This is a genomic window from Geodermatophilus arenarius, assembly GCF_042654585.1.
In the GTDB taxonomy this organism is placed as follows: Bacteria; Actinomycetota; Actinomycetes; order Mycobacteriales; family Geodermatophilaceae; genus Geodermatophilus; species Geodermatophilus arenarius.
This window is the reverse complement of the sequence record NZ_JBHSGR010000004.1, coordinates 83,793-98,962: the sequence shown is the minus strand read 5'-3', so window position 1 is coordinate 98,962 and position 15,170 is coordinate 83,793. Positions and strand designations below refer to the sequence as shown.

The 15,170-nt window shown below is 77.0% G+C and carries 15 protein-coding genes and 1 riboswitch; of the genes, 9 read left to right on the top strand and 6 right to left on the bottom strand.

The features are described 5' to 3' along the window. Positions 1-2: 2 nt before the first annotated feature. Together ACFO3M_RS05395 and ACFO3M_RS05390 are read right to left on the bottom strand one after the other, a co-directional pair. On the bottom strand, positions 3-944 hold the full coding sequence (locus ACFO3M_RS05395; RefSeq protein WP_387987310.1) for a pyridoxal-phosphate dependent enzyme: 942 nt from the start codon (positions 942-944) through the stop codon (positions 3-5). 18 nt (positions 945-962) lie between these two features. Further along, entirely contained in the window at positions 963-1,784 is an 822-nt protein-coding gene (locus ACFO3M_RS05390) for a DUF4383 domain-containing protein (RefSeq protein ID WP_387987308.1), read from the bottom strand. Between the two features lie 152 nt (positions 1,785-1,936). Here ACFO3M_RS05390 and ACFO3M_RS05385 point away from each other — a divergent pair, with 152 nt between their 5' ends. Further along, a complete protein-coding gene (locus ACFO3M_RS05385; protein WP_387987307.1) occupies positions 1,937-2,266 on the top strand; it encodes a tetratricopeptide repeat protein in 330 nt (109 codons plus the stop codon). Between the two features lie 72 nt (positions 2,267-2,338). Continuing rightward, positions 2,339-4,204, top strand: a complete 1,866-nt coding sequence (locus ACFO3M_RS05380; protein ID WP_387987509.1) for an ABC transporter ATP-binding protein — start codon at positions 2,339-2,341, stop codon at positions 4,202-4,204. A 41-nt stretch (positions 4,205-4,245) separates the two neighbouring features. On the opposite strand, the gene ACFO3M_RS05375 is transcribed toward ACFO3M_RS05380, so the two are convergent. Then, complete coding sequence (locus tag ACFO3M_RS05375) at positions 4,246-4,950, bottom strand: hemerythrin domain-containing protein (protein ID WP_387987305.1); 705 nt, start codon at positions 4,948-4,950, stop codon at positions 4,246-4,248. A 58-nt stretch (positions 4,951-5,008) separates the two neighbouring features. Here ACFO3M_RS05375 and ACFO3M_RS05370 point away from each other — a divergent pair, with 58 nt between their 5' ends. The 5 genes from ACFO3M_RS05370 to ACFO3M_RS05355 all read left to right on the top strand — a co-directional run bounded on the left by ACFO3M_RS05370 (position 5,009) and on the right by ACFO3M_RS05355 (position 11,384). Continuing rightward, entirely contained in the window at positions 5,009-5,638 is a 630-nt protein-coding gene (locus ACFO3M_RS05370) for a TetR/AcrR family transcriptional regulator (protein ID WP_387987303.1), read from the top strand. Positions 5,639-5,651: 13 nt separating this feature from the next. Next, complete coding sequence (locus ACFO3M_RS22730) at positions 5,652-6,113, top strand: YunG family protein (RefSeq protein WP_458166976.1); 462 nt, start codon at positions 5,652-5,654, stop codon at positions 6,111-6,113. Positions 6,114-6,152: 39 nt separating this feature from the next. After that, positions 6,153-7,175 (top strand): iron-siderophore ABC transporter substrate-binding protein, encoded by a 1,023-nt coding sequence (locus ACFO3M_RS05365; protein WP_387987302.1) that lies wholly within the window; start codon positions 6,153-6,155, stop codon positions 7,173-7,175. Between the two features lie 98 nt (positions 7,176-7,273). Beyond that, positions 7,274-7,341: riboswitch (cobalamin riboswitch) on the top strand. Positions 7,342-7,393: 52 nt separating this feature from the next. Further along, entirely contained in the window at positions 7,394-11,017 is a 3,624-nt protein-coding gene (gene cobN / locus ACFO3M_RS05360) for a cobaltochelatase subunit CobN (RefSeq protein ID WP_387987300.1), read from the top strand. 202 nt (positions 11,018-11,219) lie between these two features. Beyond that, positions 11,220-11,384: a hypothetical protein gene (locus ACFO3M_RS05355; protein WP_387987299.1), complete on the top strand. Its 165-nt coding sequence runs from the start codon at positions 11,220-11,222 to the stop codon at positions 11,382-11,384. A 41-nt stretch (positions 11,385-11,425) separates the two neighbouring features. Here ACFO3M_RS05355 and ACFO3M_RS05350 read toward each other — a convergent pair whose 3' ends face one another. From ACFO3M_RS05350 to ACFO3M_RS05340, 3 genes are read right to left on the bottom strand one after another with little or no spacing between them, the layout of a single operon-like run. Continuing rightward, positions 11,426-12,202, bottom strand: coding sequence for an adenosylcobinamide-GDP ribazoletransferase (locus tag ACFO3M_RS05350; protein ID WP_387987297.1), 777 nt, complete (start codon positions 12,200-12,202; stop codon positions 11,426-11,428). Further along, positions 12,199-12,720: a bifunctional adenosylcobinamide kinase/adenosylcobinamide-phosphate guanylyltransferase gene (gene cobU / locus ACFO3M_RS05345; RefSeq protein ID WP_387987295.1), complete on the bottom strand. Its 522-nt coding sequence runs from the start codon at positions 12,718-12,720 to the stop codon at positions 12,199-12,201. The genes ACFO3M_RS05350 and cobU overlap by 4 nt, the downstream gene beginning before the upstream one ends. Beyond that, entirely contained in the window at positions 12,720-13,280 is a 561-nt protein-coding gene (locus ACFO3M_RS05340) for a histidine phosphatase family protein (protein ID WP_387987294.1), read from the bottom strand. The genes cobU and ACFO3M_RS05340 overlap by 1 nt, the downstream gene beginning before the upstream one ends. A 64-nt stretch (positions 13,281-13,344) precedes the next feature. Here ACFO3M_RS05340 and ACFO3M_RS05335 point away from each other — a divergent pair, with 64 nt between their 5' ends. Together ACFO3M_RS05335 and ACFO3M_RS05330 are read left to right on the top strand one after the other, a co-directional pair. After that, positions 13,345-14,133, top strand: coding sequence for a Fic family protein (locus ACFO3M_RS05335; RefSeq protein ID WP_387987292.1), 789 nt, complete (start codon positions 13,345-13,347; stop codon positions 14,131-14,133). A 45-nt stretch (positions 14,134-14,178) separates the two neighbouring features. Further along, positions 14,179-15,168: an aldo/keto reductase gene (locus tag ACFO3M_RS05330; protein ID WP_387987291.1), complete on the top strand. Its 990-nt coding sequence runs from the start codon at positions 14,179-14,181 to the stop codon at positions 15,166-15,168. Positions 15,169-15,170: the final 2 nt, after the last annotated feature.

The following is a 15,170-nucleotide window of genomic DNA, read 5'->3' as shown; positions in this document are numbered from 1 at the left end:
GGCTACGACGGGTCGAGCACCCCGGCGGCGAGCTCGGCGGCCACCGGGTGCCCGAACAGCCCCGCCAGCCCGCCGGTGTGCACGAACACGGTCCGCTCGCCGGGCCGGACCGAGCCGTCGGCCACGGCGGCGGCCAGCCCGGCCAGCGCCTTGGCCGTGTAGACGGGGTCGAGCAGCAGCCCCTCCGTGCGGGCCGCCGTCCGCAGCGCCGCGACGGCGGCGTCGGTGCGGGCGCCGTAGCCGTCGCCCACCTGGTCCCGGCGCAGCCGCAGCCCCTCCGGGGACCCGCCGAGCGCCGTCACCAGGCCGGCCACCCGCTCGGCCGGGTCGGGCACGGCGCCGACGTCCACGCCGAGCACGCGCTCGGCGCCGAGCCCGGCCACCAGGCCGGCCATCGTGCCGCCCGAGCCGACCGCGACGACGACGTGCCGGGCGTCGGGCGCCTGCTCCCGCAGCTCGTCCGCGCAGGCCAGGTAGCCCCGCGCGCCGGTGGGCGAGGAGCCGCCCAGCGGCAGCACCGCGGGCACCTCGCCGGCGGCCCGCAGCTCGGCGGCCACCGCGGCCACCCGGGCCTCGACGCCGTCCGGGCCACCGACCACCACGACGCGGGCGCCGAGCGCGCCCTCCAGGGCCAGGTTCCCGGGCCGCTGCGCCGACGGCGCCCCGTGCAGCACCAGCACGGCGCGCAGCCCCACCCGAGCGGCGGCCGCGGCGGTCATCCGCGCGTGGTTGCTCTGCACGCCGCCGCTGGTGACCAGGACGGTCGCGCCGTCCCCGGCCGCCTCGGCGACGAGGTGCTCGAGCTTGCGCACCTTGTTGCCGCCGCCGAGGTCGGTCAGGTCGTCCCGCTTCACCGCCAGGTCCCCCGGCCGCAGGCCGAGGGCGGCGGCGAGCCGCGGTGCCGGGTCGAGCGGGGTGGGCCAGTGCGCCAGGCGGACGGTCACCCCTGCATCGTGCCGGGGTCAGGCGTCGCGGCGGGCCCGGTCGAAGGACATCCACACCTCGCGGCGCTCCCTGCGGCTGGTCACCTGCGCCATGGCGGCGACCCGGCGGCGCTGGTCGAAGGAGGCCACGTGCTGGACGACGGCGACCTCGGCGTCGCGCATCGCCCGCTCGGCGGCGAACTCGGCCGGCGTCGACGGGTACTCGTCGGCCGGGACCGGCGGCACGTCGTCCCGCTCGCGGGCGTACGGGCTGTCGGGCGGCAGGTTGCCGCTCACCCGGCCGTAGGCGCCGAGCAGCAGCAGCACCAGGCCCGCGGCGACGGAGAAGCCGACGTTGCTCAGCCGGAAGGCCAGGAGGTTCAGCCCCGTGTTGAGCACCGCGAGGTTGGCCAGCGCCGACACCAGGAACAGCACGCCGATGACGATCATGACCGTCGAGGCGGTGCGGGGGCTGCGGAAGGCGGCGACGACCAGCACGACCGCGGTGACCAGCGAGATCACCGACAGCAGGCCGTTGGACGACATGCCGAGGATGCGCTGGCCCTCGGTCGAGAAGAAGGCCAGGCCGTTGGCCAGGCCCAGGACGCCGAAGACGGCGATGATCCCGGCGACGACGAACGCCCCAGTGCGCTGGACGGCGTAGACGCGGCTGCCGGACGCGGGCTCCCGCTCGGCGCGGGCCGGGGCGTCGGCGGTCGGGGCGTCGGCGGTCGGGGCGGCGGCGGTCGGGGCGGCGGCGGTCGGGGCGGCGGCGGTCGGGGTGTCGGTGCGCGGGGCGGGGTCGGCGGCGCCGGTCCGTGCGCGGTCGGCCGTCCGGTGGCGGTGCAGCGACAGGGCCATGGTCGTGCTCCTCGGGTCGGTGGTGCTGACACCGGTTGTTCCCAATCCGGTCGTGCCCGGATGCACCCGGTTCCGGACCTTTTCGTCCCTCCTGCCCGCCGGGCGTGTCGTGGTCTCGGGAAGAGCGGGCGCCGCGCCGTCGTTCCGCGGGCGTGACCCAGCCGTTCAGCCCCGACCTGCACTCGGAGTTCCTCCGCGCCGACCTCTACCTCTCCATGGGGCAGCCGATCGAGGCCGCCCGCCTGCTCGAGCCGCTCGTCGAGGCCGAGCCGGGCAACGGGGCCGCCCTCGAGCTGCTGGCCCGCAGCTACTTCGGCTCGGCCCAGCTGCAGCGCGCGGAGACGGCGCTGCGCCGGCTGGTCGACCTCGCGCCGGCCGACGGGTGGGCCCGCCGCGCGCTGGCCCGCACCCTGGAGCGGCAGAGCCGCCGCGACGAGGCCGTCGCCCACCACCGCGTCGCCGACGCCCTGGGCGCCGCCTGACCGTTCCTGCTCCGTCACCGGCGGACGCTTGACCTCGAGTCGACTGGAGGTCCTAGCGTCCGCCGCGTGAGCATGGAGATGACGGCGTGGTCGGCGCTGTCCCGCGCGACGCACGCCCGTCCCGACCGCCGCGCCGTCACCCGCGCGACCCTGCACCGGGTGCTCGCCTTCGCCCGCCCGCACCGGGCGCGCATCACCGGCTACGTCGCCGTCGGCGTCGTCGAGGCCGTGCTCACGGTGGCCTCGCCGCTGCTGGCCGGCCGGGTCGTCGACGCGATCGTCGACGGCGCCGCCACCTCGGTCGTCGTCGGCCTCGCCGTCACGATCGCCGCGCTCGCCGTCCTCGCCACCGCGCTCGGGCTGGTCGGCCGGTACCTGTCGGCGAGCCTGGGCGAGGGGCTGATCCTCGACCTGCGCACCGCCGTGTTCGACCACGTCCAGCGGATGCCGGTCGCGTTCTTCACCCGGACCCGCACCGGCGCCCTCGTGTCCCGCCTGGACAACGACGTCCTCGGCGCCCAGCGGGCGTTCAGCGACACCCTCTCCGGGATCGTCAGCAACACCGTCACGCTCGCCCTCGCGCTCGTGGCGATGCTGACCCTGTCCTGGCAGGTGACCGTGCTGGCGCTGCTCCTGCTGCCGGTGTTCCTGCTCCCGGCCCGCCGGATCGGCCGCCGCCTGGCCGCGCTGAGCCGCACCGCCGCCGTCGCCAACGCGGCGATGACCGGCCAGACGACCGAGCGGTTCTCCGCCCCCGGCGCGACGCTGGTCAAGCTGCTCGGCGACCCCGGCCGCGAGTCGGCGCGGTTCGCCGCCCGGGCGCGGGCGGTCCGTGACGTCGGGGTGCGGACGGCGATGGTGCAGTGGGCGTTCATCAGCGCGCTCACGCTGGTCTCGGCGCTGGCGCTCGCCCTGGTCTACGGCCTGGGCGGGGCGTACGCGCTGCGCGGCGCGCTGGACCCGGGCTCGGTGGTGGCGCTGGCGCTGCTGCTCACCCGGCTCTACGCGCCGCTGACCGCGCTGGCCAGCGCCCGGGTCGACGTCTCCTCGGCGCTGGTCAGCTTCGAGCGGGTCTTCGAGGTGCTCGACCTGGTGCCGCTGGTCCGCGAGCGCCCCGGCGCCGTCGACGTCCCCGACGGGCCGGTGTCCGTGGAGCTGGACGGCGTCACCTTCGCCTACCCGGCGGCCGACCGGGTGTCGCTGGCGTCGCTGGAGGACGTCGCCCGGCTCGACGGCCGCGGCGGCGTCGACGTGCTGCACGACGTCTCGTTCACCGTGCGGCCGGGGCAGGTGGTGGCGCTGGTCGGGTCCTCGGGCGCGGGCAAGTCGACGATCGCCTCGCTGGTGCCGCGCCTGTACGACGTCGACGCCGGCGCCGTCCGGCTGGGCGGCGTCGACGTCCGCGACCTGACCGCCGCCTCGATCCGGCGCACCGTCGGGGTGGTGACCCAGGACGGGCACCTGTTCCACGAGTCGCTGCGGGACAACCTGCTGCTGGCCGCCCCGGACGCGACCGACGACGACCTGTGGGACGCCCTCGCCCGCGCCCGGCTGGCCGACCTGGTCCGCGGGCTGCCCGACGGCCTGGACACCGTCGTCGGCGAGCGCGGCTACCGGTTCTCCGGCGGCGAGCGGCAGCGGCTGACCATCGCCCGGCTGCTGCTCGCCCGCCCGCGCGTGGTGCTGCTCGACGAGGCGACCGCGCACCTCGACGCCACGTCGGAGGCCGCGGTGCAGGCGGCCCTCGACGAGGCGCTCGAGGGGCGGACGGCGATCGTCATCGCGCACCGGCTGTCCACCGTGCGCGGGGCCGACTGCATCCTCGTGCTCGAGGGCGGCCGGGTCGTCGAGCGCGGCCGGCACGAGGACCTCCTCGCCCTCGGCGGGCGCTACGCCGAGCTGCACCGCACCCAGTTCGGCCGGCCGGTGGCGGCCTGAGACCGGACCGGGTCAGCCGCACCGCGAGGACAGGCCGGCGGTCACCGGGCGGTCCCGAACAGCCGTGCGTCGGCCCGGGCGGAGCGCCGGCCGAGCAGCCGGCCCACCGCGGGCAGGAGCGGCGTGGAGCCGAGGATCCGGTCCGCGGCGTCCGGCGGGATCGCCGAGACCACCCAGCCGAGCGCGGACACGGTCTCGCGGAGGGTGTACTCCCGCGCGAACGCGGCGTCCTGGCGGGCCCAGTCCCCGGGCGTGAGGTGGCGCTGCACCAGGGTCATCCCGTCGCGCTCCTCGTGCGCGAGGTGGGCGCCGAGGGCGTCGCCCGTCCGGGCGATGGTGTGCGCCAGCTCCCGCCGGGTGTCCTCACCGCCCCGGCCGCCGGCCAGGTCCGCCAGCGCGTCGGCGCAGGAGGCCAGCAGGGGGTCGATGCCGGCGTGCTCGGCCTCGAGCTGGTCGAGGACGTCCGGGTCGGCGCCGCGCTCGCGCAGCAGCGGCCACAGGTGCGCGTCCTCGCCGGCGTGGTGCTTGTGCAGGAACCGCGCGAACTGCCCGAAGCGACGTCCGAGGGCCCGCCAGCGGGCCCGGTCGCCCACGTCGACCGTGGGGACGGCGGCCGCGAAGGCGGCGAGGTCGCGCCGGAACGCCCGGTGCATCACGTACATGCTGGCCAGGTCGACCGGCCCGTCGGGTGCGGCGGCCTGGCCGGGCAGCAGGAGCTGGGCGGGGTGGGGAGCTGCAGCGGTCATGACGACCTCTTCCGGTTGAGTGACACTCAAACGAATAGAGCGATGGTATGGTCGAGTGGTGACGGGGGGCAAGAGGGTCTACCGCTCCGAGCTGCGCCAGGAGCAGGCCAGGCGCACCCGCGCGCAGGTGCTCGACGCCGCCACCCGCTGCTTCGTGGAGCGGGGCTATGCCGCGACGACGATGCGCGACGTCGCGGCCGCCGCCGGGGTGTCGGTGCCGACGGTGTTCGCGCAGGGCGGCAAGGCGGCGCTGCTGCTCGCGTGCGTGGACCGCGCGCTCGTGGGCTCCGACGAGGACCGGACGGTGCGGGAGCTGGACCCGTTCGCGCAGCTGCTCGCGGCGCCGGACCGCGCGGGCCGGCTGGCGGCCCTGCGGCGGCTGGTGCTCGAGACCGCGCCCGGGGCGCGGCCGATGCAGGACGTCTTCGCCGCCGCCGCGGCGGCCGACCCGGACGTGCGGCCCGCCTACGAGGAGTACGAGCGCCGTCGCCGTGCCGACACCGCCGTCCTCCTCGGCCCCTTCGCGTCCGACCTGCGGGAGGACCTCGACCTCGACGCGGCGACCGACGTCGCGTGGTCGGTCTTCTCGCCGTCGACGCAGTCCCGGCTGATGGTGGGGTGCGGCTGGCCGGCCGAGCGCTTCGCCGACTGGCTGGCCGACACCCTGGACCGGCTGCTGCTGCGCTGACGTCGTCCCCGTCGTGCAGGGGGGTGTGACTCTCCTCGAGCAGGTGACCGCCGCCGTGCGCGCGGCCTGGTGCCGCGAGACCCGCGACGACAGCGACCTCGCCGACTGGTCGCCCGGCGACCCGGCCCGCGGGCAGCGCGGTGCGACCGCGCTGGTCCTGCACGACCTGCTCGGCGGCGACCTGCTGCTCGCCGAGGTGCGCCGGACCGACGGCTCCCGGCAGGGCGTGCACTGGTGGAACCGGCTGCCCGGCGGCCGCGAGGTCGACCTCACCCGCGAGCAGTTCGCCCTCCACGAGGTCGGGGGGGGCGCGGGTCGTCGTCGGCCCGCCCGGCCTGCCCGGCCACGAGGACGGCGGCGACCGCGGGCAGTGCCTCGGGCTGCGCGCCGCGGTGCTGGACGCCCTCGGCCGGACCAGGGGACGGACGTGACCCGGACGGAAACGGGGTGCGGGAGCCCGCTAAGGGGAGGCTAACCTCACCTCGACGACGATCACCGAGGTCAGGAGCCGACCGTGCCGCACCACCCCGCCCCCACCCGCCTGCGGCGCGCGTCGCTGACCGCGGCCGCCGCCGTCCTCGTGGCCGGGCTGGCCGCCTGCGGCGGGACCGCCGACGAGCCCGCGGCCGCGGCCGCGGCCGGGACCGGCGACGGCGCCTTCCCGGTCACCATCGAGAACAGGTTCGGCACCACCGAGATCCCCACCGAGCCGCAGCGCGTGGTCACCGTCGGCTTCAACGACCAGGACTTCGTGCTGGCCCTGGGCGTGACCCCGGTCGGCGAGCGCGAGCTCCTCGGGGACTACGACGCCGCGACCCGCCCCTGGGCGCAGGAGCAGCTGCCGGACGGGGAGATCCCGACCGTGGGCGGCGAGGAGATCGACCTCGAGGCCGTCGCCGCGCTCGAGCCCGACCTGATCGTCGGCGTCTACTCCTTCATGGACGAGACGGTCTACGAACAGCTGTCGGGCATCGCGCCGACGCTCGCGCAGACCGACGAGTACGCCGACGGCGCCACCCCGTGGCAGGAGCAGACCCTGCTCATCGGGCGGGCGCTGGGCCGCGAGGAGGAGGCGCAGGAGCTCGTCGACGACGTCGAGGGCCGGTTCGAGCAGGCGGTCGAGGAGAACCCCGGCTTCGCCGGCAGCTCGCTCGCCGTCGACCTGACCGGCGTCGGCTCGGGCCACTACCTGCTCGGCGCCGACGACCTGCGCACCCAGTTCTTCACCGACCTCGGCTTCACCGTCCCCGACACCAGCGCCGACGTCAGCCAGGAGCGGCTGGACCTGCTGGAGGCGGACGTGCTGGCGGTGAACGGGTACGACCAGGCGGACGCCGACGCGGATGCGCTGTTCTCCGCCCTCGACGTGGTGACCCAGGGGCGCACGGTCCTGCTCGGCGGCTACTCCGGCGACGTGTCCGCCGCGCTCGGCTTCGGCAGCCCGCTCTCGCTGCCCTACCTGCTGGACGAGGTGGTGCCGGCCCTGGCCGCCGCCGCCGACGGCGACCCCTCCACCGCGGTCCCGGTCCTCGGCTGAGGTCCCCGTCCCGTCCCGGCCCCGTCCCCGCCCCCGGCCACGGGGCCGGGGCCGGGGACGTCCGGGCGGTACCGTCTCCCCATCACGGCAGTGCGTGCAGGAAGCCGGTGCGAGCCCGGCGCGGTCCCGCCACTGTGACCCCGGGGAACCGGGGGAGCCGGACACTCCGGCTGCCGTGCCCGACGGCCCGGGGCGCGGACCCCGAGTGAGGACGCTGCGTGTTCGCCCTGCTCTCCACCAGTGACACCGACCTGCTCTCCGCCCGCGCCAGCGGCGCCGACTGGCGGCTGGGCAACCCGGCCCGCCTCGGCGCCGACGGCATCGCGGAGCTGACCGCGGGCGCGCGGCTCGTCGTCGTCCGGATCCTCGGCGTGCGCCGCCAGTACGAGGAGGTGCTCGCGCCGCTGCTGGCCGGGCCCGCGCCGGTCGTCGTCCTCGGCGGGGAGCAGGTGCCCGACGCCGAGCTGATGGAGCTGTCCACCGTCCCGATGGGGGTGGCCACCGAGGCGCACGGCTACCTGGCGCAGGGCGGGCCGGACAACCTGGTGCAGCTGCACCGCTTCCTGTCCGACACCGTGCTGCTCACCGGCGAGGGCTTCGAGCCGCCGTCGGTGGCGCCGGACTGGGGCGTGGTGGAGCGGGCGGGCCGGGGGAGCGGGCCGCGGATCGCCGTCCTCTACTACCGGGCGCACCACCTGGCCGGGAACACCGCGTTCGTCGAGGCGCTGTGCTCCGCGGTCGAGGACGCCGGCGGGCAGGCGCTGCCGGTGTTCGTGAGCTCGCTGCGCAGCGTCCCCGACGACCTGCTCGAGGTGCTGCGCACCGCCGACGCGCTCGTCGTCACGGTGCTGGCCGCCGGCGGCTCCCGGCCGGCGACGGCGTCCGCCGGCGAGGACGACGGCGCCTGGGACGTCGGCCGGCTCGCCGCGCTCGACGTCCCGGTGGTCCAGGGACTGTGCCTGACCCGCTCGCGGGAGGAGTGGCTGGCCGACGACGACGGCCTCTCGCCGCTCGACGTCGGCAACCAGGTGGCCATCCCGGAGTTCGACGGCCGGCTGATCAGCGTGCCGTTCTCCTTCAAGGAGACCGACGCCGACGGCCTCACGCACTACGTCGCCGACCCCGAGCGGGCGGCGCGGGTGGCGGGCACCGCGGTGGCGCACGCCCGGCTGCGGCACACCCCGCCCGCGGAGCGCCGGATCGTGCTCATGCTGTCGGCCTACCCGACCAAGCACGCGCGGATCGGCAACGCCGTCGGCCTGGACACCCCGGCGTCGGTGGTGCGGCTGCTGGCCGCCATGCAGGGGCAGGGCTACGACGTCGGCCCGTTCGACGGTCCCGACGCGCTGCCCGGCGTGGCCGACCTCGACGGCGACGCGCTGTTCCACGCGCTCATCGCGGCGGGCGGGCAGGACGCCGACTGGCTGACCGAGGAGCAGCTGTCGGGCAACCCGGTGCGCATCCCGGCCGCGGAGTACCGGCGCTTCTTCGACACCCTGCCGGAGGACCTCCGCGACGCGATGGTCGAGCACTGGGGCGAGGCGCCCGGGTCGCTGTTCGTGGACGGCTCCGGGGACGACCGGGCCATCGTCTTCGCCGCGCTGCGGGCGGGCAACGTCGTCGTGATGGTGCAGCCGCCGCGCGGCTTCGGCGAGAACCCGATCGCGATCTACCACGACCCCGACCTGCCGCCCTCGCACCACTACCTGGCCGCCTACTGGTGGCTGCGGTCGGTCTTCGGCGCGCACGCGCTGGTGCACGTCGGCAAGCACGGCAACACGGAGTGGCTGCCGGGCAAGACCGTGGGGCTGTCGGCCTCCTGCGGGCCCGACGCCGCGATCGGCGACCTGCCGCTGGTCTACCCGTTCCTGGTCAACGACCCGGGGGAGGGCTCACAGGCCAAGCGCCGCGCGCACGCCACGCTGGTCGACCACATGGTCCCGCCGATGGCGCGCGCCGACTCCTACGGCGACATCGCCCGGCTCGAGCAGCTGCTCGACGAGCACGCCAACGTGGCGGCGATGGACCCGGCCAAGCTGCCCGCCGTCCGGGCGCAGATCTGGACGCTGCTGCAGGCCGCCAAGCTCGACCACGACCTGGGCCTCGCCGAGCGGCCGGAGGACGACCACTTCGACGAGATGATCCTGCACGTCGACGGCTGGCTCTGCGAGATCAAGGACTCGCAGATCCGCGACGGCCTGCACGTCCTCGGCGTCCCGCCGTCGGGGCAGGACCGGGTGGACCTCGTGCTGGCGATGCTGCGGGCGCGGCAGATCTGGGGCGGCGCGGTGGCGCTGCCCGGGCTGCGCGAGGCGCTGGGGCTGACCGAGGACGGCACCGCCGGGCGCGCGGCCACCGATGAGGTGGAGGCGCTGGCGGCCGCGCTGGTCTCGGGGATGGAGGAGGCCGGCTGGGCGATCGGCGCCGTCGGTCCGGTGGTGCGCGAGGTGCTCGGGCGCGAGGACTCCGCCGTCGCGGACGTGCTGCGGTTCGCCGTCGACGAGGTGGTGCCGCGGCTGGAGCGCACCACCGACGAGCTGGACGCCACGCTGCACGCCCTCGACGGCGGCTACGTGCCGGCCGGGCCGTCGGGCTCGCCGCTGCGCGGGCTGGTCAACGTGCTGCCGACCGGCCGGAACTTCTACTCGGTCGACCCGCGCGCGGTGCCGTCACGGCTGGCGTGGGAGACCGGCCAGGCGATGGCCGACTCGCTGCTCGAGCGCTACCGCGCCGACACGGGGGAGTGGCCGCGCTCGGTGGGGCTGTCGGTGTGGGGGACCTCGGCGATGCGGACCTCCGGCGACGACGTCGCCGAGGTGCTCGCGCTGCTCGGCGTCCGTCCGGTGTGGGACGACGCCTCGCGGCGGGTGACGTCGCTGGAGCCGGTGCCGCTCGACGAGCTCGGCCGGCCGCGGATCGACGTCACCGTGCGCATCTCCGGCTTCTTCCGGGACGCCTTCCCGCACGTGGTGACGATGCTCGACGACGCGGTGACGCTGGTGGCCGCCCTCGACGAGTCCCCCGAGCAGAACTTCGTCCGCGCCCACGTCGACGCCGACGTCGCCGGGCACGGCGACCGGCGGCGGGCCACCACCCGGGTGTTCGGCTCCAAGCCCGGCGCCTACGGGGCGGGGCTGCTGTCGCTGATCGACTCCCGGGACTGGCGCGGCGACGCCGACCTCGCCGAGGTGTACGCGGTGTGGGGCGGCTACGCCTACGGCCGCGACCTCGACGGCGTGCAGGCCCGGCCGGACATGGAGGCGGCGTACCGGCGGATCGCGGTGGCGGCGAAGAACGTCGACACCCGCGAGCACGACATCGCCGACTCCGACGACTACTTCCAGTACCACGGCGGGATGGTGGCGACGGTCCGCGCGCTGACCGGGCGCGCGCCGGCGGCCTACATCGGCGACTCGACCCGGCCGGAGCAGGTGCGCACCCGCTCGCTGACCGAGGAGACCTCGCGGGTGTTCCGCGCGCGGGTGGTCAACCCCAAGTGGCTGTCGGCGATGCGCCGGCACGGCTACAAGGGCGCCTTCGAGCTGGCCGCGACCGTCGACTACCTGTTCGGCTACGACGCCACGACCGGCGTGGTGGCCGACTGGATGTACGAGAAGCTCACCGAGACCTACGTGCTCGACCCGGAGAACCGCGAGTTCATGGAGCGGTCCAACCCGTGGGCGCTGCACGGCATCGCCGAGCGGCTGCTGGAGGCCGTCGACCGGGGCATGTGGGCCGAGCCGGACCCGGAGCTGCTGGCCGGGCTGCGGCAGGCCTACCTCGACACCGAGGGCGACCTCGAGGGCGGTGGGACGCCGGCCCAGTCGGGAGCGCCAGCCTGAGGGGGACCCTCCTGCCCCCGCACCGCTCGCGAGCTCGGGGCCGGCCCCTGCAGGAGGGCCGATCGCCCGGTTCACGCGGCCGCTCGCCGGGTAGTCGATCTCCATGGGCATCCTGAACCGACTCCTGGGCACTGCTGAGACCACGGCTCGTCGCGGAGCCGCCGGGGGCCGCGCCGCCGCCGGCCGCGCCACCGGACGCGGGATGGGGCGGGGCACCGCCGGGCGCGGCATGCCGTCCGGCCGCGGCATGGGGCGCTCGCGGATGGCGACCCCGACGCCGACCCGGCGCTTCGGCCGCGGCACGCCGACGACCGCCGCCTCCGGCGGGCTGGGCCGCCTGCTCGGCTCGCTGACCGGCCGCCGCTGAACCGCGGGGGCTGAAGCCCCCACGGACAGCACCATCCGCCGCTAGGGCACCGAGGCGGCGGCGACCAGCAGGACGACGGTCGCTGCCGCCTCGCCCATCGCGCCCATCACGTCCCCGGTGACGCCGCCGAGCCGGGCCGTCGCGCGGGCGTGGACGAGCTCGGCCGCGAGCAGGCCGGCCACCGCGGCCCCGCCCAGCGCCGCCGCGGTCCCCGGGCCGCCGGCCGCCCACCCCGTCGCGGCGGCACCGCCGACCACGAGCAGCCCCCACCCCGCGAGCCAGGGCGCCGACACCGTGCCGGCCACCGCCTGCCCCAGCGACGACCCCTCGGCCGTCGGCGTGCCGGGCAGCCCGGTGCGGGCCATCGCCAGCCGCGCCACGACCACCGCCGTCCACAGCGCGAGCCAGCCGCCGTCGGCCGCCAGCAGCGCCGCCCCCGCCGCCGCCTGCAGCAGCAGGGCGAGGACCAGCGTCACCACCCCGAACGGGCCGACGTCCCCCTGGTGCATGACCTGCAGCGCCCGCTCCCGGCCGCGCAGCGGACCCAGACCGTCGGCGGTGTCGGCCAGCCCGTCCAGGTGGAGCGCCCGGGTCAGCCAGGCGAGCACGGCGAGCGCCGCCACGGCACCGGTCAGCGGGGACACCAGGTGCGCGCCGAGCACGCCGACCCCGGCCGCGACCCCGCCGAGCGCCAGCCCGACCAGCGGCGCCCACGGCAGCACCCCGCGGGTGGACGTCGTCCCGGCGGCGGGGACGCGCACCACGGTGAGCAGCGCGACCGACTCCAGCGGGCCGGCCCACCTCGGCCGGTGCGTCACCGCAGCCGCTGCGGCAGCCCGGCGACGACGAACCACACCTCGTCCGCGGTGCCGGCCAGCCGCTGGTTGACCTCGCCGAGGGTGTCGCGGAACAGCCGGCCCGCGCGGGACTCCGGCACCACGCCCAGACCCACCTCGTCGCTGACCGCCACCACGTGCGCCGGGGTCATCGCCCAGGCGTTGACCAGCGCGTCGACCCGCCCGGCCAGCCGGTCGAGGGCAGCGGGCCCGTCGGTCCACACGCCGGTCTCGTCCATGAGCGCCGCGACCCACGTGGTCACGCTGTCGACCAGCACCGTCCCGCCGCGCAGCAGGTCGCTGGGCGCCGTGGTCTCCAGCGTCGTCCAGCCGGCCGGCCGGCGGGCGCGGTGCGCGGCGACCCGCCGGGTCCACTCGGCGTCGTCCGGCGCCGGTGCCGAGGTGGCCAGGTAGACGACGCCGGGCCGGTCGGCCACCAGCGACTCGGCGTGCGCCGACTTCCCCGACCGCGACCCGCCCAGCACCAGCACCCGCGCCATCAGCCGACCGCCCCCGCGAGCTGCAGCCGGGTGACCGTGCCGTTGTGCGGCGTCACAGCCGGCATCTCCGCGGGGCCCAGCCCGGCGGCGACCGCCTGGGCGGCGCGGATGGTGTCGCCGTGGGTGACCAGCGCGACGACCCCGGCCGGCGGGTCCGCCCGCAGCCGGCCGAGGAGGGCCGCGACCCGGGCGTGCAGGTCGGCCAGGCTCTCCCCGCCCTCGGCCGCCCAGCGCGGGTCGGTCCAGTCGACGACGTCCCACAGCTCCCGCGACGGCCGCCCCTCGAGCACACCGTAGCCCTGCTCGCGCAGCGCCGGCGTGGTGGTGAACGCCAGACCGGTCGCGGCGGCGCAGTGCTCGGCGGTCTGCACCGCCCGCAGCAGGTCGCTGGACAGCATCGCGCCCGGCCCGAGCGCCGCGAGCTCGCGGGCCGCGGCCCGCGCCTGGTCGTGTCCCCGGTCGGTGAGCGGGACGTGCGCCGTCTGGCCCTGCATCAGCCCGGCGGCGTTCCAGGTGCTCTGCCCGTGCCGGACGAGGAGGAGGGTGAGCGGGCGGGCCATGGTGGTCGCCGAGCGTAGGGCAGGCGGGCGCGGGCCCCGGGGCCGGTGCTCGTACCGTCGGGACGTGACCATCCCCGTCCGTCCCGGCGCCGGCCGTCCCGCCGCCGCGCCGACCGGCCCCGACCCGCTGGCCCCGCTGCTCGACCTCCCCGGGGTCCGGGAGGCCGCCGACGCCGCCCGCGCCGGCATCGACCGGCTGCTGGCCCACCGGCTCATGCGCAACCGGTCGGCCGAGGTCAGCACCGAGTCGGCGCTGCGCGGGGCCCGCGCGTCCGCGGCCCTGGACGGCGTCGACGTCCCGCTGGCCGACCTGCGCGCGGGCTCGGTCGACGACCCGGTCGTGCAGGGCTCGCTGCGGGTGTCGGTGGGGCTGGGCTCGCTGGTCGACACGTGGGCGAAGGCCCCCGGGCAGGTGCTCGCCCGGCTGCACGTGCTGGCCGCCGCCGACCTCACCGACCGCGCCGGTCTCGGCCGCCCCGGCCCGCACGCCGGCCCGCGGCTGACCGGCCTGTTCCAGGTGGTGACCGGCACCTCGACCGTCCCCGCGGTGCTGGTGGCCGGACTCGTGCACGGCGAGCTCGCGGCCCTGGCGCCCTTCGGCACCGCCGACGGCGTCGTCGCCCGGGCGGCCGCCCGGCTGACCACCATCGGCCGCGGCCTGGACCCCAAGGCCGTGTCGGTGCCCGAGGTCGGCTTCGTCGACCTGGGCGCCGACGCCTACCGCGACCGGCTGGCCGGCTACGCCGCGGGCGGACCCGACGGCGTCGCCGCCTGGCTGGTGCACTGCTGCCGCGCCACCGAGCTCGGCGCCCGCGAGGGGCTGGCCATCGCCGAGGCGATCCTGCGCGGCTGACCGGCCCGCCCTGCGCCCGGTGCGGGCGCGGCGCACAGTGAGGGGATGCGCCACCTCGACGTCGACGGGCTCGGCCGGGTCAGCCGGATCGGGCTGGGCACCTGGCAGTTCGGGTCCCGCGAGTGGGGCTACGGCGAGGGCTACGCCGAGGGCACCGCGCGTGACGTCGTCCGCCGGGCGCGGGACCTCGGCGTCACGCTGTTCGACACCGCGGAGATCTACGGCTTCGGCCGCAGCGAGCGCATCCTCGGCGAGGCGCTGGGGGAGGAGCGCGGCGAGGTCGTCGTCGCCTCGAAGGTCTTCCCGGTGGCGCCGTTCCCGCCCGTGGTCCGGTCCCGGTTCGAGGGCAGCGCCCGGCGGCTGGGCCTGACGCGGATCCCGCTGTACCAGGTGCACCAGCCCAACCCGGTCGTCCCCGACAGCGTGGTCATGCCGGGCCTGCGGCAGCTGCTCGACGAGGACCGCATCGGCGCCGCCGGCGTCTCGAACTACTCCCTGGCCCGCTGGCGGGCGGCCGACGCGGCGCTGGGCCGGCCGGTCCTCACCAACCAGGTGCAGTTCTCCCTCGTCCGGCCCGGGGCGCTCGAGGACCTGGTGCCCTTCGCCGAGCGCGAGGGGCGCGTCGTCATCGCCTACAGCCCCCTGGCGCAGGGCCTGCTCGGCGGCCGGTACGGCGTGGAGAACCGGCCCGGCGGGGTGCGCGCGGCCAACCCGCTGTTCGGCACGGAGAACCTGCGGCGCGCGCAGCCGCTGCTCGACGTCCTGCGCGAGGTCGCCGCCGCGCACGGGGTCCGGCCCGGGACGATCGCGCTGGCCTGGCTGGTCTCGCTGCCCCGGGTGGTGGTCATCCCCGGTGCCTCGAGCGTGGAGCAGGTGGAGGCCAACGCCGCGGCCGGCGACGTCGACCTGCGGCCCGACGAGCAGGCGGCGCTCACCGCGGCGGCGCGCGCGTTCACCCCGGTGTCCGGCGTCCGCACCCTGGTCGACGGCGTCCGGGAGCGGGTGGACGGGCTGCGCGGGCGGCTGGGCGTCTGAGC

Bases quoted from the DNA above. Each gene is read 5' to 3' on its own strand.
- ACFO3M_RS05390 (WP_387987308.1), bottom strand. From the start codon at position 1,784: ATGGCCCTGTCGCTGCACCGCCACCGGACGGCCGACCGCGCACGGACC.
- ACFO3M_RS05380 (WP_387987509.1), top strand. From the start codon at position 2,339: ATGGAGATGACGGCGTGGTCGGCGCTGTCCCGCGCGACGCACGCCCGT.
- ACFO3M_RS05375 (WP_387987305.1), bottom strand. From the start codon at position 4,950: ATGACCGCTGCAGCTCCCCACCCCGCCCAGCTCCTGCTGCCCGGCCAG.
- ACFO3M_RS05355 (WP_387987299.1), top strand. From the start codon at position 11,220: ATGGGGCGGGGCACCGCCGGGCGCGGCATGCCGTCCGGCCGCGGCATG.
- cobU (WP_387987295.1), bottom strand. From the start codon at position 12,720: ATGGCGCGGGTGCTGGTGCTGGGCGGGTCGCGGTCGGGGAAGTCGGCG.
- ACFO3M_RS05340 (WP_387987294.1), bottom strand. From the start codon at position 13,280: ATGGCCCGCCCGCTCACCCTCCTCCTCGTCCGGCACGGGCAGAGCACC.
- ACFO3M_RS05330 (WP_387987291.1), top strand. From the start codon at position 14,179: ATGCGCCACCTCGACGTCGACGGGCTCGGCCGGGTCAGCCGGATCGGG.